This is a genomic window from Priestia sp. KCTC 13724 (genome assembly GCF_056820425.1).
In genome coordinates this window covers 24795-46269 of the sequence record NZ_JBXDLD010000072.1, presented here as the reverse complement: position 1 = coordinate 46269, position 21475 = coordinate 24795, and the positions used below count along the sequence as shown (strand labels likewise).

The window sequence follows — 21475 nt, the reverse complement described above, 5'->3', positions numbered from 1 at the left end:
AAAGAGTTGAAGGAGGGAGTAATTTGGCTAAATTAAAGCTAGTTTACCATCCCGATGAAGTATTAGAGACAAAGTGTGAACCTGTCACAGTGTTTGATAATAAATTAGCTAAGTTAATCAATGGCATGTATGATTTAATGCTTGAAGCAGATGGAGTAGGACTTGCTGCTCCACAGGTTGGTGTATTACAGCAAGTAGCAGTGGTTGATATAGGAGATCGACACGGAAAAATTGAATTGGTTAACCCAGTCATTCTTGAAAAGCATGGTCAACAAACTGGTCCTGAAGGCTGCTTAAGTTTTCCGGGCCTTTTTGGTGACGTAACTCGCGCTGATTATGTGAAAGTACGAGCACATAATCGTCGTGGAAAAGTATTTGTAATGGAAGCAAAGGGTTTTTTAGCTCGTGCCATTCAGCATGAAATTGACCATTTACACGGGGTACTTTTTACTGAGAAAGTATCGCGTTATTATGAAGATGGAGAACTAGAAGGGTAGGAATTTAAAATGAAAGTTGTGTTTATGGGAACACCGGATTTTTCCGTACCGGTATTGCAGACTTTAATTAAAGATGGATATGAAGTAGTGGCCGTTGTAACACAGCCTGATCGTCCAAAAGGAAGAAAAAGAGTTATGACTCCACCACCAGTGAAAGTAGAGGCACAAAAGCATGGCATTCCAGTGCTGCAACCAGAAAAAATTCGTTTAGAAGAAGCGTACAGTGAAGTATTGGCATATAACCCTGACTTAATTGTAACGGCAGCGTTTGGACAAATTTTACCAACACAAATTTTAGAAGCGCCGAAATATGGCTGTATTAATGTCCATGCATCGTTGCTGCCTGAGCTTAGAGGAGGAGCACCGATTCATTATTCTATTTTACAAGGGAAGCCCAAAACTGGCGTAACGATTATGTATATGGTCGAAAAGCTAGATGCCGGTGATATTTTGACGAAAGTCGAAGTGCCTATTGAAGAAAAAGACCATGTTGGAACACTGCACGATAAACTAAGCGAAGCGGGAGCTAAATTATTATCTGAAACTATTCCAGCCCTCGTATCAGGCAATCTAACGCCAATAAAGCAGAACGAAGATGAAGCCACATTTGCGTTTAACATAAAGCGCGAACAAGAAAAAATTGATTGGACGCGAAGCGGTGAGGAAATTTATAACCACATCCGCGGTCTTCACCCTTGGCCAGTGGCGTATACGACGCTAGATGGTCAAGTGATGAAAGTTTGGTGGGGAGAAAAAGTTGCTGCAGAAGGAGATCCGGGGAAGGTAGTATCCCTTGAAAAAGATGGATTTATCGTGGCGACAGGAAACCGTACAGGAATTAAAATTACAGAGCTTCAACCATCTGGGAAAAAGAGAATGGAAGCCGCGCAGTTCTTACGCGGGAATGGCATTGAAGTAGGAGCTGTGTTAGGAGCTCATAATGAGTAAATATAACGTTCGTGATATCGCGCTTGATATTTTACTTTCGATTGAAAAAAATCAGGCTTTCAGTAACTTGTTGTTAAATAAAAGTATTCAAAAGTACGGTGTTCAAGGGAAAGATGCCGGTCTCTTAACAGAGATTGTATATGGTACAATTCAAAGAAGAGATACGCTAGACTATAGTTTGGCTCCATTTTTAGCGAAAGCCAAAAAGCTTCAGCCTTGGGTCAAAGTATTGCTTCGTTTGTCTCTTTATCAGATGCTGCACTTAGATCGTGTACCTGATCGCGCAGTTATTCATGAAGCAGTAGAAATTGCTAAGAAGCGTGGCCATAAAGGAATTGCTTCGATGGTGAATGGTGTTTTACGTAATGTGCAACGAAACGGAGTTCCAAGCGTAGAAGAGATTAAAGATCCTATCGAGCGCTTATCGGTAGAAACGAGTCATCCTTTATGGTTGGTAAAACGGTGGGTGGAACAATATGGATTGGACAAAACGCGTGAAATTTGTTTAGCTAATCTAATGTCCCCTAAGCAAACGCTTCGCGTAAACACAGCGAGGTTCACTGTTTCTGAAGTAGTTGCTCAGCTTAAAGAAGAAGGTATTTCTGTAGAAAGCGGTGAGCTTGTTGAGGAAGCTTTAGAAGTTCAAAAAGGAAATGCTGCATATACAGATGCATTTAGAAAAGGGATGTTTACTGTACAGGACGAAAGTTCAATGCTTGTCGCTCATGCTCTTGGTGTCGAACAAGGAGAAATGATATTAGATAGCTGTGCAGCACCAGGTGGGAAATCAACTCATATCGGTGAAAAGCTTAACAATACGGGACAAGTCATTTCTTTAGATATTCATGATCATAAAGTCAAGTTAATTTCTGAGCAAGCAGAGCGCTTGCAGCTTACGAATGTTTCACCAACGGTGCAAGATAGTCGTAAGGTGGCAGAGCGCTTTGAAGCGGAAACGTTTGATCGCATTTTAGTCGATGCTCCGTGCTCAGGATTCGGGGTTATGCGAAGAAAGCCGGATTTAAAGTATGTTAAGACCGAGCGTGACGTTCAGCAATTGGCAAAAATCCAGCTTGATATTTTATCAGCTGTTGCGCCACTTTTAAAAAAGGGTGGGACGCTTGTATACAGTACATGTACGATTGATCGTGATGAAAATGGAGATGTAGTGGATGCATTTCTCGATAATCATGCAGAATTTATGGTAGACTCTACCTTGGCAGAACGCATGCCAGAAAAGCTTAAACAAAACGTTAAACATGGACAAATTCAACTGCTTCCAAGCGAGGAAAGCGATGGGTTTTATATTGCGTGTTTACAAAAGAAGGTGTAAAAATGGAAGGAACTGTTAGTGAAAGAACGAAAGATACAAAAGTGGAAAATAAAAAACCGTCAATTTACTCATTACAACTACATGAGTTAGAAGCATGGTTAGTATCTCAGGGAGAGAAAAAATTCCGTGGGAAACAGATTTTTGACTGGCTATATGTAAAGCGTGTAACTGAATTTGACGATATGTCAAATTTGTCAAAAGGACTGCGTGATAAGTTAAATGAAGCGTTTGTTTTAACTACGTTAAAAACAGCTGTTCAACAAACCTCTGCAGATGGAACAATGAAATTTTTATTTGAGCTTCACGATGGTTATACAATTGAAACAGTGCTTATGCGCCATGAGTACGGAAACTCAATCTGTGTAACAACACAAGTTGGCTGTCGCATTGGCTGTACGTTCTGTGCATCTACGCTTGGTGGATTAAAGCGTAACTTAGAAGCTGGCGAAATTGTTGCTCAAGTAGTGAAAGTACAAAAAGCGCTTGATGAACAAGGAGAACGCGTAAGTCATGTCGTAATTATGGGTATTGGTGAACCGTTTGATAACTACGATCAAATGATGGGCTTCTTAAAAATTATTAATCACGATAACGGTCTTAATATTGGTGCGCGTCATATTACGGTATCAACAAGTGGAATCATTCCTAAAATCTATAAATTTGCTGATGAGCAAATGCAAATTAATTTTGCCATTTCACTACATGCACCAAACAACGATATTCGTTCGAAATTGATGCCTATTAACCGTGCGTACAAGCTACCTGATTTAATGGAAGCAATTAAATACTATACAGACAAAACAGGTCGTCGTATCAGTTTTGAATATGGTTTGTTTGGTGGAGTAAATGACCAGGTGGAACATGCTGAAGAGTTAGCAGCGCTTATTAAAAACATTAAATGTCACGTGAATTTAATTCCTGTGAACTATGTTCCAGAGCGTGATTACGTTCGTACACCGCGTGAACAAATTTTTGAATTTGAAAGTACGTTGAAAAAACATGGTGTTAACGTAACAATTCGCCGTGAGCAAGGTCATGATATTGATGCAGCTTGTGGTCAATTGCGTGCGAAGGAGCGTAAAGAAGAGACGAGGTGATTGTATGGAAACTGTCTTTATGACAGACCGAGGGAGAATACGTCAACACAATGAAGATAACGGAGGGGTATTTTTGAATGCTCATGGCCAGGTGCTTGCAATTGTAGCAGATGGTATGGGAGGTCATCGCGCTGGAGATGTAGCCAGCGCGATGGCAGTTCAAAAATTGCAAGACGTCTGGACGAGTAGCCCAGTTATAAATGAACCGAATGATGCTACTATTTGGATACGTGAACAAGTGATGAATGTAAATGAAGCTATTCATCAACATGCAAGTAAACATGAAGAATGTAAAGGAATGGGCACAACCATCGTATTAGCTATTTGCACATCCGAATTTTGTACAATTGGTAATATTGGAGATAGCCGGGGCTATTTATTCAGTGAAGATGGTTTTAGGCAAATTACAGAAGACCATTCCCTTGTCAATGAGCTGGTGAAAAACGGTCAAATTTCACGAGAAGATGCGGAACATCATCCTCGCAAAAATATTTTATTACGTGCATTAGGTACTGAAGAAAAAGTAGATCTTGATGTAAAAACAGTTGAAGTTGAATCAACAGATTTATTATTATTGTGTTCAGATGGACTTTCCAATAAAATAAGCGAAGAGAAGCTCCAAGACATTTTACAACCTGGAACGTCCCTAAACGAAACAGGTACACACTTAATTACATTAGCTAATGAATTAGGTGGAGAAGATAATATTACACTCGCAATTGTGGACTTTACATCTGAAAGTGGGTGAGAACGTTGCTAATCGGGAGACGGCTAAACGACCGTTATAAAATTCTACATGTCATTGGTGGAGGTGGCATGGCCAACGTTTATTTAGCACGTGATATGATTTTAGATCGCGACGTGGCAATTAAAGTTCTGCGGCTAGATTTTGCTAATGACGATGCTTTTATTAAGCGTTTCCACCGTGAGGCACAATCTGCAACAAGCATTGCTCATCCAAATATTGTGAGTATTTATGATGTTGGAGAAGAAGAGGACATCTACTATATTGTAATGGAATATGTCCCTGGAATGACCTTAAAGCAATATATTTTACAAGAGTCACCGTTATCTTTAGAGAAAGCGATACATATTATGACTCAAATTACATCCGCAATTGCTCATGCTCATCAATATGGAATTATTCACCGAGATATTAAACCACAAAATATTCTAATTGACCATGATGATACGGCAAAAGTAACGGACTTTGGAATTGCCGTGGCTTTAAGCTCAACAACTATTACACATACAAACTCTGTATTAGGGTCTGTTCATTATCTATCTCCAGAACAAGCAAGAGGAGGTCTAGCGAATAAAAAGTCCGATATTTATTCATTAGGCGTTGTTTTATTTGAATTGTTAACTGGGCGAGTACCATTCTCGGGAGAGTCTGCTGTTTCCATTGCACTAAAGCACTTACAAACGGAAACACCCTCACCAAGGAAATGGAATCCTTCTATCCCACAAAGCGTAGAAAACGTTGTATTGAAAGCAACAACAAAAGACCCTTTTTATCGCTATAATACGGTAGAAGAATTTGAAGAAGATTTACGCTCTGCTATTCATCCCACTCGACACAATGAACAAAAGTTTATTGTACCAGATGATGATGAAGTAACAAAAGCAATTCCAATTATAAAAGATGAGCCGTATGGTCATGAATTGGAAAAGACGGCTGTTCGTAAACCTTCTAATACACATCAAAATGAAGTAGAATCTAAGAAAAAGCCTAGAAAGAAAAGTAAAGTTATTTTAACGCTTGCACTCATTTTTTTATTGTTAGCGGCAGCGAGCGTCGCTGCTGTGACTTTTATTCCTTCTTTACTATTGCCTAAGGATATTACGGTACCTGATTTACATAATGAAGACTATGAGTCAGCCGTGACTGAGCTTGTATCATTAGGGTTTAATGTGAAAGATCCAAAGGATATAGCTGATGACGAAGTACAAGAAGGAGATGTCGTTAAAACATTACCTAAAGCGGGAAATGTGGTAAAAGAAGGTACAGCTGTTATTATCTATCGAAGTACTGGGAAAGCAAAAGTAGCGTTTGATCGCTTTAATGGCCGAGATGTAAGTGAAGTTCAAAAGCTGCTTGAAAGTCAGAATTATAGTGAAGTGCGAACAATTGAAATCGACAGTGAGGAGCCCAAAGGAACAATATTAGATCAAAGTCCAAAAGAAGGTGAAGAGGTTGTTCCAGAAAGCACGGCCGTTACGTTATGGATAAGCAAAGGACCTCCGGAAATTAAAGTGAAGGATTTCTCAGGATGGACGGAAAAAAGCGTTCGAGATTATGTAGCAGAAGAAGAATTTGAAATTGCAGTAGAAAACGAATATTCTGATACTGTTGAAAAAGGTTTGGTTATTTCTCAAACCCCGAAAGCTGGTTCGGTTATTAAAAAAGGTGATAAGCTAACGTTTAAAGTTTCCTTAGGGAAGGAAGAAGTACCTCCTCAAACTGTCAATGTACAAGTAACAATTCCCTATGAGGAAAAGAATAGTGAAGGAAAAAATCCTGAGCAAAAAGTAGAGATTTACGTAGAAGATGCAGATAATACAATGTCTGTGCCTATTAAAGAACTAACAATTACAGAAACGGTTACTGAATCATTCGATGTGTTAGTGAAAGAAGGCGAGCCAGCCAAGTACAAAGTAGTTCGAGATGGTCAAGTAATTGAAGAAAAAGCTGTAGAATATCCAGAAGAATGATAGGAGTGAGGTTATGCCAGAAGGAAGAATTATTAAATCCTTAAGTGGATTTTATTATGTTCTTCATGATGGACAAGTAACCCAGTGTCGCGGAAGAGGAGTGTTTCGAAAGAAGAAAGTTACTCCATTAGTAGGCGATGAAGTAGTATTTCAAGCTGATAATGAGCTTGAAGGGTATATACTTGAAATTAAAGAACGTAAAAATGAGTTAGTGCGACCCCCAATCTCAAACGTTGATCAAGCGTTGTTAGTATTTTCAGCTATCGAGCCTGATTTTAGTACGGTGCTTTTGGATCGCTTTTTAGCTTTGGTAGAGTCAAATGATATTCAGCCGGTTATTTGTATTTCAAAAGTTGATTTGTTGTCAGAGAAACAAAAACAATTAATTGAGCAATATGCCGAAGATTATCGTAAAATAGGATATGAGGTAATTTTAACATCAACCGTAATGGAAAGTGGTATTGCAGAAATTAAGCCGCTGTTTGAAAATCAAATAACGGTCATTGCAGGACAATCAGGAGTTGGTAAATCTTCGTTACTAAACGTTTTGAAGCCTGAGTTAGAGCTGAAGACAAATGATATTTCAATATCTCTAGGGCGAGGAAAGCATACAACCAGACATGTAGAGCTTATTTCATTTGGTGAAGGACTCGTAGCAGATACACCGGGCTTTAGCTCCTTGGAGTTTCTAACTCTAGAGGTAGAAGAACTTTCTCACTGCTTTCCAGAAATGTCTCGCTTAAGTGAAGACTGTAAGTTCAGAGGATGTCTGCATGTGAAAGAACCAAAATGTGCAGTTAAGCAGGCAGTGGAGAACCAAGCAATTCCTGCTTACCGTTATGAGCATTATTTGCAGTTTGTTGAAGAAATCAAGCAAAGAAAGCCGAGGTATTAAACATGACAAAAATTGCACCTTCCATCTTATCAGCTAATTTTTCTAAATTAGGAGAAGAAATTCGTGAAGTAGAAGCTGGTGGAGCTGATTATATTCATGTGGATGTAATGGATGGCCATTTTGTTCCTAACATTACAATTGGTCCTTTAATTGTAGAAGCAATTCGTCCAATTACATCTCTTCCGCTAGATGTTCACTTAATGATTGGTAACCCTGATGCGTATATTCCGATGTTTGCAAAAGCAGGTGCTGATATTTTAACTGTGCATGCAGAAGCTTGTACGCATTTACATCGTACGATTCAATTGATTAAAGAACATGGTATGAAAGTTGGAATTGCGTTAAATCCAGCTACTCCAATTGATGTTGTAAAGCACGTGTTAGAAGACATCGACCTAATTTTATTAATGACGGTTAATCCAGGTTTTGGAGGCCAAAAGTTTATTAATAGCGTACTACCGAAAATTGAACAAATCTCGCAGCTTATTGAAATTCGTCAGCTATCTATTGAAGTGGAAGTAGATGGTGGAGTAAACGAAGAAACAGCAAAAAAATGCGTAGAAGCTGGAGCAAACGTTTTAGTAGCTGGCTCAGCTATTTATGATCAAGAAGACCGCGCAGCGGCAATTGATCGAATTCGTTCAACTATATAAAGAGTCTACAAAAGTTGTCAAAGGAGGAGTGAAATCTGCTTTTCCTTGGCAACTTTTTTAAATAATTCATAAATAGAAAGGGTGGCTTATCATTATTATTCATATTTTGGCAGGAGGTCCGGATAATTATGTGCCGGAACTTCACAAGTGGAAGGCGTGTGATAAGTGGATAGGTGTAGATCGCGGTGTGTTCACTCTTCTTGAGCAGGGGATTATTCCTGATGAAGCGTTTGGAGACTTTGACTCCATCAATGAAGAGCAGCTGAAGGCTATTCAGGATCGGCTGCAAGATTTACATGTTTATCCTTCTGAAAAAGATGCAACGGATTTAGAGCTGGCGGTTGAGTGGGCTGTGTCTAAAAAACCTGCGTACATTCGGGTTTTTGGAGCTACGGGCGGTAGAATTGATCATACGTTTGGAGCCATTCAGCTTCTGTATAAAAGCCTGCAAGAAAACGTGAAGGTAGAGCTAATTGACAAGCAAAATAGCATTCAATTGTTCTCTCCTGGAACGCATGAAATTGAAGTAAGAACTCAAGCGAAATACGTCTCGTTTGTTCCTTATGCTGGCGGTGTTGAAAACCTTACGCTAACAGGCTTTAAGTATCCCCTAACAAACCACTATGTAGAACTTGGCTCTACTTTATGTATAAGTAACGAACTTCTTGCACAAAGAGGTACTTTTTCATTTACTACAGGCATATTAATGATGATAAGAAGCAATGATGCAGATTGCTTGTAAAAGACTTTAATAATGTTGATGGAAGAATGGATGAAGGTAGTCCATTAAAAGTAGATGAATGGTGGAAATGGTGAGGAGGAGTAGTATGAAATTTTATACGATTAAACTTCCAAAGTTTTTAGGTGGTATTGTAAAGGTCGTGCTAAATTCATTTAAAAAAGATTAAAAAGCAAGATAATAAAAGAAGCACCATATACATGGTGCTTTTTCGTTATCGAAAATTAAACGCGCTCAACTTTACCTGATTTAAGGGCTCTAGCTGATACGTATACACGTTTTGGTTTACCGTCCACAAGGATACGTACTTTTTGAACGTTAGCACCCCATTTACGCTTTGTAGCGTTCATAGCGTGAGAACGTGCATTACCTGAACGAGCTTTTCTGCCAGTGATTACACATTTGCGTGCCATAGTTTTCCCTCCTAACACAAAAAAACTACTCAATTCTGCTTTTTGAGAAATACTATATTAATTTATCACAGCATTCTTTATAATGCAATACTTCTCAACAAAAGCTTTCAAGAAATTTTCCTTGACATATAAATTGAATGTATGTTCAATAATAAAGAGAGTTAAATTTGGGTAATTAGGGAATGTTCTTTTAAAAAGAGATTGGTTATAGTAAAATATTTATTAGCCTATGTATAGAAAGGGGAAAAAGTATGTCCATCGAAATGAAAACTAAGTACGGTCAAATTGATATCTCCACAGACGTAATTGCAACGATTGCTGGAGGGGCAGCTATTGACTGCTATGGCATCATCGGCATGGCTTCTAAGAATCAAATTAAAGATGGTCTTACTGACATTCTTCGTAAAGAAAACTTTACACGGGGTATTATCGTAAGGCAAGAAAATGATGAAGTACATATTGATATGTATATCATTGTTAGTTATGGAACGAAAATCTCAGAAATTGCTCATAACGTACAGACTAAAGTGAAATATACGCTAGAACAAACAGTGGGTCTAACGGTTGACTCAGTAAATATTTACGTGCAGGGTGTTCGTGTAACGAACGTGTAATTAAGGAGGAAGATTCGTGTCAATGACAACATTGAACGGAAAGCGTTTTGCGGAAATGGTGCTTCAAGGAGCACAGCATCTGTCAAACAATGCTGACTATGTAGATGCACTAAACGTTTTTCCAGTTCCAGATGGAGATACAGGTACCAACATGAACCTGTCGATCACATCAGGTGCTAAAGAAGTAAAAAGAAATGTATCAAATCATATTGGACAAGTAGGACAAGCTTTATCAAAAGGCCTATTAATGGGGGCGCGTGGTAACTCAGGCGTGATCTTATCACAGCTTTTCAGAGGTTTTGGCAAAGCGATTGAACAAAAAGAATTTATTACGACAGTAGACTTTGCACACGCGCTTGAGATGGGCGTTGAAACAGCCTATAAAGCTGTTATGAAGCCAATTGAAGGTACGATTCTAACCGTTGCAAAAGATACGGCTAAAAAAGCAGTTGAAGTAGCTGAAAAGCAACCAGAAATGATTCCATTTATGGAAGAAGTGCTAAAAGCATCAAAAGCCTCTCTTGATCGCACCCCAGAATTACTGCCTGTTTTAAAAGAAGTAGGCGTTGTAGACAGCGGTGGACAAGGCTTAGTTTTAATTTATGAAGGATTCCTAGCAGAGCTAAAGGGAGAAAAGCTTCCAGGTGTACCTCTGGCAATTCCATCAATGAATGAGCTTGTAAACGCTGAACACCATAAGCACGCTCAAAGCCATATGAACACTGAAGACATCGAGTTTGGGTACTGTACAGAATTTATGGTTCGGTTAGAAGCAGACAAAATGGAAAAGCACGCATTCTCAGAAGAGACATTTCGCCAGGATCTAAGCGAATGGGGCGATTCTTTATTAGTTGTGTCTGATGATGAAGTCGTAAAAGTGCATATTCATGCTGAGTATCCGGGTGAAGTATTAAATTATGGCCAGCGCTACGGTAGCTTAATAAAAATGAAAATTGAAAACATGCGTGAACAGCATAGCGAAATTGTTTCGAAAGAAGCACCTGCTCCTGTAAAGGCTGAGAAAAAGCCATACGGTATTGTGACGGTTTCAATGGGAAGTGGCATTGCAGAGCTGTTTAAAAGTATCGGAGCTACTGTTGTAATTGAAGGTGGCCAAACGATGAATCCAAGTACAGAAGATATTGTCAAAGCAATCGAAGAAACACACGCTGAAAAAGTGATTATCCTTCCTAATAATGGTAATATCGTGATGGCTGCAAATCAAGCTGCGTCTGTAGTAGGAGATCACGTTGCCGTTGTTCCTTCTAAAACAGTTCCACAAGGAATGACAGCGCTTCTATCGTTTAATCCTCAATCAGATCTAAATACGAACGAAGAAGCGATGACAGAAGCCCTTGGTCATGTGAAGACGGGGCAAATTACGTACGCTGTACGTGATACCAATATCGACGGCTTAGAGCTTGCAAAAGGTGACTTTATGGGAATTGCTGAAAAGCAAATTGTTGTAAAGGATACTGAAAAGCTTGAAGCTGCTAAAAAGTTACTGCAACATATGGTTGATGAAGACTCAGAAATCATCACGATTTTGCAAGGTGAAGATGTAGCTGATACAGAAATGGATGAGTTAGTATCATTTGTTGAAAGTCAATTTGACGATGTTGAAGTTGAAGTCCATAAAGGTGGGCAACCATTATACTCATATATCTTTGCGATTGAATGATATAAATGCAGGTTAGTTTTATGACTAACTTGCATTTTTTTATTGATTTTTAAACTGTTGGAATTTACAGAATACGAACATTTTATTTTATATTTATTCTTTTGTTCGTATAAATGGTTCTTTCGGTTGAAAAGCCCACTATATTGTGATAGTTTTTAAAGGGGGCGTACATCGTGCGTTACTTTAAAGTGAATACTTAAGTGAAGATGAATGCAGCATAGGGGGAATTTACAATGGAGATTTTGAAAGGTACGGCACTGCTTTTATTGGTCTTATTTTTATTTTGGCTTTTCAGTAACAAAGCACCGTATGGGATGAAAGCTATGGGTGCTTTGGCAAGCGGTGCCGTTGCGGCGTTTCTCGTTGAAGCATTTCAACTGTATGTGGGTGGCGATTTATTAAACATCAAATTTTTAGGTGAAGTAGGAGAAGCTGCTGGGGGTATGGGTGGCGTCGCTGCTGCTGCGTTAGTAGCGTTGGCACTAGGTGTATCTCCCGTTTACGCATTAATGATGGGGGTTGTCTGTTCAGGATTAGGCCTGTTACCTGGCTTCTTTGCTGGCTATATCATGGCTTTTGCTATGAAAGTAGTAGAGAAAAAAGCGCCTGCAGGTTTAGATTTATTGGGAGCAATTTTAGTTATTGCACCGTTAACACGCTTAATCGCAACAGGGATTTCGCCTTTGGTGGATGCCACGCTATTGAACATTGGTTCCATCATTAAGGAAACAGCAAATGCTAATCCAATTCTAATGGGAATTATACTCGGTGGCGTTATCACGGTTGTTGCTACGGCACCTCTAAGCTCAATGGCTTTAACAGCTATGCTTGGCTTAACGGGTCTTCCGATGGCAATTGGTGCACTAGCGGTTTTCGGTTCGTCATTTATGAATTATGTATTATTCGATCGTTTGAAATTTGGAGATCGTCGTACCACAATTTCAGTAGCTGTAGAGCCATTAACGCAAGCTAATATAATATCGGCTAACCCAATTCCAATTTATGTAACAAATTTTGTTGGTGGAGCAGTAGGTGGTGTCATTGTTTCCCTATTTGGATTGGTAAACGATGCGACAGGAACAGCTACTCCTATTGCAGGTTTAGCAGTTATGTATGGCTTTAACGATCCAATAAAAGTAACAATTTGCGCAGCACTATGTGCAGTTGGTGGAGCAGTTATTGGGTATATTGGTTCAAACGTGTTTAAAAACTTTAATATCAAAACAGTTGCAGAGCTTGAACAAGAAACAAAAGAAGCAGCATAACTCAAAAGCTGACTCGAATGAAGAGTCAGCTTTTTTTATCGGAGAATAAAGAGAAAAATGTTAGCTTATTATTTCGAATTTTAAAACTTTATTATAACGAATTTCTAGGGTTCCAAAAATAGAAAACGTCAAGTAACATATAAAGTGATAGCGATAACATTAAAGTTTAATATCCTTTTTACAGGGGGAGAGTAACCATGAAATATAAATCCGTATTCGATATTATTGGTCCAATTATGATTGGTCCATCAAGTTCACATACAGCAGGTGCTGCGCGTATTGGTAGGGTAGCAAGAACGTTGTTTGGCAAACAGCCAGAAAAAGTCATCGTCTCACTTTATGGATCTTTTGCTCAAACATATAAAGGCCATGGGACAGATGTAGCAATCATTGGAGGGGTATTAGATTTTGATACGTTTGACCCTCGAATTCCTGAGGCTCTTACATTAGCTAAACAAGCGGGCATGGACGTGACGTTTATTGAAGAAACAGCGATTACTGATCATCCAAACACGGCGCGCGTGCGAATGATTGATGGTGATAAAGAAATTGAAGTTGTTGGTATCTCAATTGGTGGTGGTAAAATTCAAATCACAGAATTAAATGGATTTGAATTAAATTTATCAGGCATGAATCCTGCTATCCTTGTTGTACACAACGATCGTTTTGGAGCGATTGCAACGGTGACGAATATATTAATGAAGCATTCTATTAACATTGGCCATATGGAAGTATCTCGAAAGGAAAAAGGACAGGTTGCATTAATGGCCATTGAAATGGACACAAACATTGAAGATGCAGTAATTGAAGAGCTACAAGGATTACCGCACATTATTAAAGTGACAAGAATGGTTGAGTAGCGTACTGCTTTTTATGCTTTTTGGGAAAAAGGAAGTAATCTATCGTTTAAATAAATGCTTAGCAAGATGATATTGGCTTAGATAGAATGACATCATGTTGTAAAATGGGAGGATACTATGTTTCGAAATGTAGCGGAATTAGTAGAGTTAGCAGAAAGTAAAAAGGTCAAAATAGCGGAAATTATGATTGAACAAGAAGTAGAAGTTACTGGCTTAAACCGTGAAGAGGTCTTTGAAAGAATGGATCGCAATTTAACGGTTATGGAAGAAGCGGTGGAGCGTGGGTTAAGAGGCGTTCAGTCCGTTACTGGTCTAACAGGTGGCGATGCTGTTTTAATACAAAAGTATATTGAAAGTGGAAATGCTTTATCTGGTAATTTAATCTTAGATGCAGTAAGTAAAGCGGTAGCAACGAACGAAGTAAATGCTGCGATGGGAACGATTTGTGCAACACCGACAGCCGGTTCAGCTGGAGTGGTGCCTGGAACGTTATTTGCAGTGAAAAATAAATTAAATCCAACGCGTGAAGAAATGATTGAATTTCTATTTACATCAGGAGCATTTGGATTTGTTGTGGCAAACAATGCTTCCATTTCAGGTGCAGCGGGAGGGTGTCAAGCTGAAGTAGGGTCAGCGTCTGGCATGGCAGCGGCAGCGATTGTAGAAATGGCGGGTGGTACTCCTAGTCAAGCAGCTGAAGCAATGGCAATTACGCTTAAGAATATGCTAGGATTAGTATGTGACCCTGTAGCAGGATTAGTAGAAGTACCGTGCGTAAAGAGAAACGCGATGGGCGCTGCGAATGCAATGATTGCTGCTGATATGGCGTTAGCAGGTGTTACAAGTCGAATTCCGTGTGATGAAGTAATTGATGCAATGTATCGAATTGGTCAAACAATGCCAGTAGCGTTACGAGAAACTGCACAAGGAGGCTTAGCGGCAACACCAACAGGTCGCGAGCTAGAAGCAAAGATCTTTGGTATTGCATTAAACAAAAGTGAATGAATTAAATAAAATTTCCATTAAAACCATTAAAGGGATTGGAGAAGAGACAGCGACTCTTCTCGAAGAAATGAAGATACAATCTGTACAAGATTTACTTGAGCATTTTCCTTATCGCTATGAGGACTATGAGCTGAAGGATTTAGCGGATGCTAAACATGATGAAAAAGTAACGGTAGAGGGAAAGGTTCACAGCGTTCCCTCTCTTACTTATTACGGAAAAAAACGGTCTCGATTAACCTTTCGCTTGTTGGTTGGTCGCTATCTTGTTACCGTTACGTGCTTTAACCGACCTTATTATAAATCAAAGCTTGAAATTGATCAAACGGTTACTGTGACGGGAAAATGGGATCAGCACCGCCAAACGATTACTCTTCAAGAACTACAGTTTTCACCTTTCAAAAAAAATCAAACCATTGAGCCGGTTTATTCCACAAAAGCAGCGCTTACTGTAAAAGCAATTCGTAAGTTTATCACCCTGGCTTTAAATCAGTATGGAAGTCAAATTGAAGACATGCTCCCTTTATCGCTCCGAAATCGATATAAGTTAATGGCACGAGAAGATGCGGTGCGAACGATTCATCTACCTCGAGACCATAGCGATTTAAAACAAGCGCGCAGGCGATTTGTATATGAAGAGTTTTTGCTGTTTCAGCTAAAGATGCAGGCGCTTCGAAAGCGTGAGCGAGAAGAAACGGCTGGTATGTCTCAAGTGTTTCAATCAAGCGATTTAGTTGAGTTTACAAATCAACTGCCATTCCCGTTAACAAACGCTCAAAAACGAGTAGTGAATGAAATTACTGCTGATATGAAGTCGCCTTATCGAATGAATCGCCTATTACAAGGAGATGTAGGTTCAGGTAAAACGGTTGTTGCTGCCGTTGCGCTATATGCAACGGTATTGGCAGGGCATCAAGGTGCTCTAATGGTTCCAACTGAAATTTTAGCCGAACAGCATGCTGAATCCTTAAGTGCCATGCTTGAAAAAGTTCAAGTGCGCGTCGGGTTGTTAACGGGTTCAGTTAAAGGGAAAGCAAGGCGTGAGCTTCTGCGACAAGTTCAGGCCGGAGAAATAGACGTGTTAGTCGGTACTCATGCGCTCATCCAAGATGAAGTAGTGTATAAAAGTCTTGGTCTTGTCATTACGGATGAGCAACATCGCTTTGGTGTGGGTCAGCGTAGAGTTCTTCGTGAGAAAGGTGAAAGTCCAGATGTATTATTTATGACGGCGACTCCTATTCCAAGAACGCTTGCCATTACTGCTTTTGGTGAGATGGACGTGTCGATTATAGATGAAATGCCAGCTGGTCGAAAAGCAATCGAAACGTATTGGGTAAAGCATGATATGCTAGAGCGTATTTTGCAATTTGTCCAGAAAGAACTGAGTGAAGGACGGCAAGCCTACGTAATTTGTCCATTGATTGAAGAATCAGAGAAGTTGGACGTTCAAAATGCCATTGATGTTCATAGTACCCTTGTTCAATATTTTAAAGGGCAATGGAATGTAGGACTGATGCATAGGCGCTTAACACCAGATGAAAAAGAAGAAGTCATGAAAGAGTTTAGCGTAAACAATGTGCAAATTCTTGTTTCGACAACGGTTGTTGAAGTAGGGGTGAACGTTCCAAACGCCACGGTTATGGTCATCTATGATGCGGAGCGCTTTGGGCTATCACAGCTCCATCAGCTTCGCGGGCGAGTAGGAAGAGGAGACGCGCAGTCGTATTGTATTTTGTTAGCAGATCCAAAGTCTGAAGTTGGAAAAGAGCGCATGAATATTATGACGGAGACAAATGACGGTTTTGTATTATCAGAAAGAGACCTTGAGCTTAGAGGGCCTGGGGACTTTTTTGGCCGAAAGCAAAGCGGAATGCCTGAGTTCAAAATAGCGGATATGGTCCACGATTATCGAGCGCTTGAAGTAGCCCGTACAGATGCTACTGAGCTTGTGAATTCGGAGGCGTTTTGGCAAGATGAGCAATATCAGTTGATGCGTTCTTATTTGGAAGCAACAGGTGTATTAGCAGGTGAAAAATTTGATTAATAGTCAGTGAATCGGCGTTGCAATTGAGGTGTAACTTTACTAAAAATGTTGCATTTCAATTGCAATAATTATATACTGCTGTTAGTACCTAGTATTAAAAGTTCGGATGGTGTGTTATGAAGCGTAATAAAAGAGATCGACAGCTGTTATTAAAAGCTACAATTGACGAGAATCCATTTATCACAGATGAAGAATTAGCCGACCGTTTTTCAGTTAGCGTACAAACAATTCGCTTAGACCGCCTAGAATTGTCTATCCCTGAATTACGCGAGCGAATTAAATATGTAGCTTCTAAGAAATTAGAAGATGAAGTGCGTTCTCTGCCTATTGAAGAAGTAATTGGGGAAATTATCGATATTGAACTAGACCAATCCGCTATTTCTATCTTTGATGTGCGTGAAGAACACGTTTTTCAACGCAATCAAATTACAAGAGGACATCACTTGTTTGCTCAAGCAAACTCACTTGCAGTAGCGGTTATTAATGATGAATTAGCATTAACAATTGAGGCTACAATTCGCTATCATCGTTCGGTAAAGATTCATGAGCGCGTGATAGCAAAAGCAAAGGTTATGTCTACAGATGAAACTCGAACAATCGTAGAGGTAAATAGTTTTGTAGGACAAGAGCAGGTGTTTTCAGGAACGTTTAATATGTACCGATTTACATCTGATAAATAAAACTAAAGGATGAGAAAGAACATGAAAATAGCAATTGATGCTATGGGAGGGGACAACGCTCCCAAAACGGTTATTGAAGGTGCAGAATTAGCCATTCAGCAGTTTGAAAACTTACATATTACACTTGTTGGTAATGAAGTTGAAATAAAGAAGTACCTAACAAATCCAGAGCGTATCACAATTCTTCATACTGAAGAAGTAATTGAAGCAACAGATGAACCAGTTCGTGCAGTACGCAGAAAGAAAAATGCATCAATGGTGCTTATGGCTACTGAAGTAGCTGAGGGGCGTGCTGATGCATGTATTTCTGCAGGTAACACGGGTGCTTTAATGACGACTGGGTTATTTGTTGTTGGTCGTATTAAAGGAATTGAGCGTCCTGCTCTAGCTCCGACGCTGCCAACTTTGGACGGCAAAGGTTTCTTAATGCTAGATGTAGGAGCTAACGTTGATGCGAAACCTGAGCACCTTGTACAATATGCAATTATGGGCTCGGTATACGCAGAGAAGGTAAGAGGTGTTCAATCGCCTAAAGTTGGGCTTTTAAACGTTGGAACGGAAGAGAAAAAAGGTAATGAGTTAACAAAGCAAACGTTTAAATTGCTTCAAGAAACCAACATTAACTTTATCGGAAACGTAGAATCACGAGATCTTTTAAACGGCGTTGCAGACGTTGTAGTAACGGATGGTTTTACGGGTAATGTTGCATTGAAAACTATTGAAGGAACGGCACTTTCACTATTTTCAATGTTAAAAGCAGAGTTAATGAGTAGTTTTAAAAGCAAGGTAGCTGCTTCCGTGTTAAAGCCTCAGCTTAAAGGGCTAAAAGCAAAAATGGACTATAGCGAGTATGGCGGCGCAGGCCTGTTCGGTCTAAATGCACCGGTTATTAAAGCTCATGGTTCGTCAGACGCTACGGCCATCTTTAATGCGATTAAACAAACCGTAAATATGGTAGAAAATAACGTCTCTTCTACCATTCAAGCTTCCGTTGAAAGTGAATAAAATAACGAATAAACGAGGAGAGGATAAGAATGGGGAAAATAGCTTTTATGTTTCCAGGCCAAGGCTCACAAGCCGTAGGTATGGGGCAAGACTTATATGAGCAATCTGAAGAAGCAAAGCAACTTCTTTCAAAGGCAGATGAAGTGCTAGGCTTTTCATTATCAAACCTTATGTTTGAAGGTCCACAAGATGAACTGACGTTAACGTATCATGCGCAACCTGCTCTTGTTACTGCTAGCACAATGCTTTTAAACGAGTTTAACAAAAGTGGGATTACACCTGATTATGTAGCAGGTCATAGTTTGGGAGAATACAGTGCGTTAGTAGCAGCTGGAGTAATGTCTTTTGAAGATGCTGTTGTTGCTGTAAACAAGCGTGGACGCTATATGGATGAAGCTGTTCCTGCTGGTGAAGGAACAATGGCTGCCATTTTAGGAATGAGTGCTGAAGAGTTAAAAGCTGTAACGGACGAAATTACGGCTTTAGGAGCTTCTGTCCAGCTTGCTAACATTAATTGTCCAGGTCAAATTGTAATTTCTGGAACAGCAGAGGGTGTTGAAAAAGCGAGTGAACTAGCGAAAGAAAAAGGAGCAAAACGAGCGATTCCTTTAGATGTAAGCGGACCGTTCCACTCTAGCTTAATGAAGCCCGCTGCTGCTAAACTGCAGGATACGCTTAGCATAATGGATTTTAAAGATGCGAAAGTTCCTGTTGTAGCTAACGTAACGGCGCAGCCAACAATCCAAAAAGAAGCTGTACAAGCGCTGTTGATTGAACAATTATATTCTCCAGTTCGCTGGCAAGAAACGGTTGAGTTATTGCTTGCTGAAGGCGTAGATACATTTATTGAGATTGGTCCAGGAAAAGTATTATCAGGGCTTGTGAAGAAGGTGAATCGCCGTGCTACGGTTTATTCAGTGAGTAATGTTGAAACGTTACAAGCAACAATTGAAGCGGTAAAAGGGGTAGAATAAAATGTTAGAAGGAAAAGTAGCGGTTGTTACAGGAGCGTCTCGTGGAATTGGACGTGCGATTGCGCTTGAATTAGGAAAGCAAGGAGCTAAAGTAGTTGTAAACTATGCAGGTAGCGAAGCGAAAGCACTTGAGGTCGTTGATGAAATTAAAGGTTATGGAACAGATGCCATTGCGATTCAAGCAAACGTAGCGGATGCAGATTCTGTTCAAAGCATGATTAAAGAAGCAATTTCAACGTTTGGCTCTTTAGATATTTTAGTAAACAATGCTGGTGTTACAAGAGATAACCTGCTAATGAGAATGAAGGAAGATGAGTGGGATGATGTTTTATCAACAAACCTAAAGGGCGTGTTTTTATGTACGAAAGCAGCAACTCGCCAAATGATGAAACAACGTCATGGACGAATCATCAACATTTCATCTATTGTGGGTGTTAGCGGAAACGCAGGACAAGCAAACTATGTAGCTGCTAAGGCTGGTGTTATCGGATTAACAAAAACATCTGCAAAAGAGCTTGCAAGTCGTAATATTACAGTAAATGCAGTGGCACCAGGGTTTATCGCAACTGATATGACGGATGAGCTTCCAGAAGAAGTAAAAGCTGAAATGCTAAAGCAAATTCCACTTGCATCCTTTGGTGATCCACAAGATATTGCCAATATTGTTTCATTCTTAGCTACAGATGCAAGCCGCTATATTACGGGACAAACCATCCATGTTGACGGAGGAATGGTTATGTAATATCTTAAAAGAATTGAAAAGTAAGGGTTTTGACAAACTTTATTATTCAGCCATAGTATTTTAAAGGAAAATCTACTATAATGACTTGAGGGGAGGTGAAGAACAATGGCAGAAGTACTAGAGCGCGTAACAAAAATCATTGTTGATCGTCTTGGTGTAGATGAAAGCGAAGTGAAATTAGAATCTAATTTCAAAGAAGATTTAGGTGCTGACTCTCTTGATGTAGTTGAGCTTGTAATGGAGCTTGAAGATGAGTTTGACATGGAAATCTCTGATGAGCAAGCAGAACAAATCGCAACTGTTGGAGATGCGGTTAATTACATACAGAGTCAAGTTTAATTCTGTTGTATCATTAAAAGCCCCGTTAATAGCGGGGCTTTCTGTGTTTTTTGCGTTATTTTTGAAAAAAATAATTTTTTTTTCAAAATGCGATGTATCTTTTAGGATACCTCGTTTTATAATGGGTTATGTTATGAAAAAACTATGAACTAATTGTGGCTGGTAAGCGGAGGTATTTTATGCCTAAACATTATTCGAATCGAGACCGAAAAAATAATTCTCAAGTAGTAAAAAACTTTAAACAGTTTCAAGAAGAAATCAACGTGACGTTTGAAAATGAAAAGCTCTTATTTCAAGCTTTTACACATTCATCGTATGTGAATGAGCATCGTAAAAAACCTCATGAAGATAATGAGCGTTTAGAATTCTTAGGGGATGCCGTGTTAGAGTTGACCGTCTCACAATTTCTATTTAAAAAATACCCAATGATGAGCGAAGGAGAACTGACAAAGCTACGTGCAGCCGTAGTGTGTGAGCCATCTCTTGTGACTTTCGCAAATGAGCTCGAATTTGGTAAACTAGTGTTGCTCGGTAAAGGTGAAGAAATGACGGGTGGCCGTCAACGTCCAGCTTTACTGGCGGATGTATTTGAAGCATTTATTGGTGCATTGTATTTAGATAAAGGAATTGAAACAGTAAATCAATTTTTAACAAAAGTTGTATTCCCGAAGATTAATGAGGGTGCTTTTTCTCATGTGATGGATTTTAAAAGTCAGTTACAGGAAATTATTCAACGAGATGGGTTTGGTCAGCTAGAGTACAAGGTGCTACAAGAAAAAGGCCCGGCTCATAATCGTGAATTTATGTCACGTGTATCACTTAATGGTGAAGAGCTAGGTGTTGGAGTTGGTAGATCTAAGAAAGAAGCTGAGCAAAAAGCGGCTCAAGTAGCCATCTCGAAAATAAAAGCGTCGAATGCAAAGTAAAAGAGAGTATTAGTCTGATGTAGGAACGAGTCCCCCCAAGCAACGAATGGTTG

Annotated in this window: 23 protein-coding genes; 22 read left to right on the top strand and 1 reads right to left on the bottom strand. The window is 39.5% G+C overall.

Features of this window, described 5'->3' with window-relative positions; translation table 11 throughout:
• Nucleotides 1-23 precede the first annotated feature (23 nt).
• The 10 genes from def (at nucleotide 24) to spoVM (ending at nucleotide 9046) form a co-directional block, all read left to right on the top strand.
• On the top strand, nucleotides 24-497 hold the full coding sequence (gene def / locus AC1UFB_RS10210) for a peptide deformylase (protein WP_061784601.1): 474 nt from the start codon (nucleotides 24-26) through the stop codon (nucleotides 495-497).
• A 9-nt stretch (nucleotides 498-506) separates the two neighbouring features.
• Entirely contained in the window at nucleotides 507-1445 is a 939-nt protein-coding gene (gene fmt / locus AC1UFB_RS10205) for a methionyl-tRNA formyltransferase (RefSeq protein ID WP_062686218.1), read from the top strand.
• A complete protein-coding gene (gene rsmB / locus AC1UFB_RS10200) occupies nucleotides 1438-2778 on the top strand; it encodes a 16S rRNA (cytosine(967)-C(5))-methyltransferase RsmB (protein ID WP_025909036.1) in 1341 nt (446 codons plus the stop codon). The genes fmt and rsmB overlap by 8 nt, the downstream gene beginning before the upstream one ends.
• Before the next feature lie 2 nt (nucleotides 2779-2780).
• Complete coding sequence (gene rlmN, locus AC1UFB_RS10195; protein ID WP_062686216.1) at nucleotides 2781-3875, top strand: dual-specificity RNA methyltransferase RlmN; 1095 nt, start codon at nucleotides 2781-2783, stop codon at nucleotides 3873-3875.
• A gap of 4 nt (nucleotides 3876-3879) precedes the next feature.
• Complete coding sequence (locus AC1UFB_RS10190; protein WP_328100914.1) at nucleotides 3880-4623, top strand: Stp1/IreP family PP2C-type Ser/Thr phosphatase; 744 nt, start codon at nucleotides 3880-3882, stop codon at nucleotides 4621-4623.
• Between the two features lie 5 nt (nucleotides 4624-4628).
• The gene (pknB, locus tag AC1UFB_RS10185; RefSeq protein WP_062686212.1) at nucleotides 4629-6590 is read left to right on the top strand and encodes a Stk1 family PASTA domain-containing Ser/Thr kinase; all 1962 of its coding nucleotides are present in this window, start codon (nucleotides 4629-4631) and stop codon (nucleotides 6588-6590) included.
• A 13-nt stretch (nucleotides 6591-6603) separates the two neighbouring features.
• Nucleotides 6604-7485, top strand: a complete 882-nt coding sequence (gene rsgA / locus AC1UFB_RS10180; protein ID WP_062686210.1) for a ribosome small subunit-dependent GTPase A — start codon at nucleotides 6604-6606, stop codon at nucleotides 7483-7485.
• A 2-nt stretch (nucleotides 7486-7487) separates the two neighbouring features.
• Complete coding sequence (gene rpe / locus AC1UFB_RS10175) at nucleotides 7488-8138, top strand: ribulose-phosphate 3-epimerase (protein WP_025909031.1); 651 nt, start codon at nucleotides 7488-7490, stop codon at nucleotides 8136-8138.
• Nucleotides 8139-8226: 88 nt separating this feature from the next.
• Nucleotides 8227-8880, top strand: a complete 654-nt coding sequence (locus tag AC1UFB_RS10170) for a thiamine diphosphokinase (RefSeq protein WP_090752673.1) — start codon at nucleotides 8227-8229, stop codon at nucleotides 8878-8880.
• Nucleotides 8881-8965: 85 nt separating this feature from the next.
• A complete protein-coding gene (gene spoVM, locus AC1UFB_RS10165) occupies nucleotides 8966-9046 on the top strand; it encodes a stage V sporulation protein SpoVM (RefSeq protein ID WP_062686209.1) in 81 nt (26 codons plus the stop codon).
• A 55-nt stretch (nucleotides 9047-9101) separates the two neighbouring features.
• Here the strand turns inward: spoVM and rpmB are convergent, their stop codons facing one another.
• Entirely contained in the window at nucleotides 9102-9290 is a 189-nt protein-coding gene (gene rpmB, locus AC1UFB_RS10160) for a 50S ribosomal protein L28 (RefSeq protein ID WP_025909029.1), read from the bottom strand.
• A 251-nt stretch (nucleotides 9291-9541) separates the two neighbouring features.
• On the opposite strand from rpmB, the gene AC1UFB_RS10155 reads away from it, so the two are divergent.
• The 12 genes from AC1UFB_RS10155 to rnc all read left to right on the top strand — a co-directional run bounded on the left by AC1UFB_RS10155 (nucleotide 9542) and on the right by rnc (nucleotide 21422).
• Entirely contained in the window at nucleotides 9542-9904 is a 363-nt protein-coding gene (locus tag AC1UFB_RS10155; RefSeq protein WP_025909028.1) for an Asp23/Gls24 family envelope stress response protein, read from the top strand.
• A 16-nt stretch (nucleotides 9905-9920) separates the two neighbouring features.
• On the top strand, nucleotides 9921-11585 hold the full coding sequence (locus tag AC1UFB_RS10150; RefSeq protein WP_482589128.1) for a DAK2 domain-containing protein: 1665 nt from the start codon (nucleotides 9921-9923) through the stop codon (nucleotides 11583-11585).
• A gap of 233 nt (nucleotides 11586-11818) precedes the next feature.
• On the top strand, nucleotides 11819-12850 hold the full coding sequence (locus tag AC1UFB_RS10145; protein WP_025909026.1) for a PTS sugar transporter subunit IIC: 1032 nt from the start codon (nucleotides 11819-11821) through the stop codon (nucleotides 12848-12850).
• A gap of 197 nt (nucleotides 12851-13047) precedes the next feature.
• Complete coding sequence (gene sdaAB / locus AC1UFB_RS10140; RefSeq protein ID WP_100346911.1) at nucleotides 13048-13710, top strand: L-serine ammonia-lyase, iron-sulfur-dependent subunit beta; 663 nt, start codon at nucleotides 13048-13050, stop codon at nucleotides 13708-13710.
• A gap of 117 nt (nucleotides 13711-13827) precedes the next feature.
• Complete coding sequence (gene sdaAA / locus AC1UFB_RS10135) at nucleotides 13828-14715, top strand: L-serine ammonia-lyase, iron-sulfur-dependent, subunit alpha (protein ID WP_025909024.1); 888 nt, start codon at nucleotides 13828-13830, stop codon at nucleotides 14713-14715.
• Nucleotides 14708-16756, top strand: a complete 2049-nt coding sequence (gene recG, locus AC1UFB_RS10130) for an ATP-dependent DNA helicase RecG (protein ID WP_482589125.1) — start codon at nucleotides 14708-14710, stop codon at nucleotides 16754-16756. The genes sdaAA and recG overlap by 8 nt, the downstream gene beginning before the upstream one ends.
• Before the next feature lie 116 nt (nucleotides 16757-16872).
• The gene (gene fapR, locus AC1UFB_RS10125; RefSeq protein ID WP_482589123.1) at nucleotides 16873-17436 is read left to right on the top strand and encodes a transcription factor FapR; all 564 of its coding nucleotides are present in this window, start codon (nucleotides 16873-16875) and stop codon (nucleotides 17434-17436) included.
• A gap of 21 nt (nucleotides 17437-17457) precedes the next feature.
• Nucleotides 17458-18441, top strand: a complete 984-nt coding sequence (gene plsX, locus AC1UFB_RS10120) for a phosphate acyltransferase PlsX (RefSeq protein WP_482589121.1) — start codon at nucleotides 17458-17460, stop codon at nucleotides 18439-18441.
• Between the two features lie 29 nt (nucleotides 18442-18470).
• Nucleotides 18471-19415 (top strand): ACP S-malonyltransferase, encoded by a 945-nt coding sequence (gene fabD, locus AC1UFB_RS10115; protein ID WP_025909020.1) that lies wholly within the window; start codon nucleotides 18471-18473, stop codon nucleotides 19413-19415.
• Between the two features lies 1 nt (nucleotide 19416).
• Entirely contained in the window at nucleotides 19417-20157 is a 741-nt protein-coding gene (gene fabG, locus AC1UFB_RS10110) for a 3-oxoacyl-[acyl-carrier-protein] reductase (RefSeq protein WP_025909019.1), read from the top strand.
• 105 nt (nucleotides 20158-20262) lie between these two features.
• Entirely contained in the window at nucleotides 20263-20496 is a 234-nt protein-coding gene (acpP, locus tag AC1UFB_RS10105; RefSeq protein WP_025909018.1) for an acyl carrier protein, read from the top strand.
• Nucleotides 20497-20675: 179 nt separating this feature from the next.
• Complete coding sequence (rnc, locus tag AC1UFB_RS10100) at nucleotides 20676-21422, top strand: ribonuclease III (RefSeq protein ID WP_025909017.1); 747 nt, start codon at nucleotides 20676-20678, stop codon at nucleotides 21420-21422.
• Nucleotides 21423-21475: the final 53 nt, after the last annotated feature.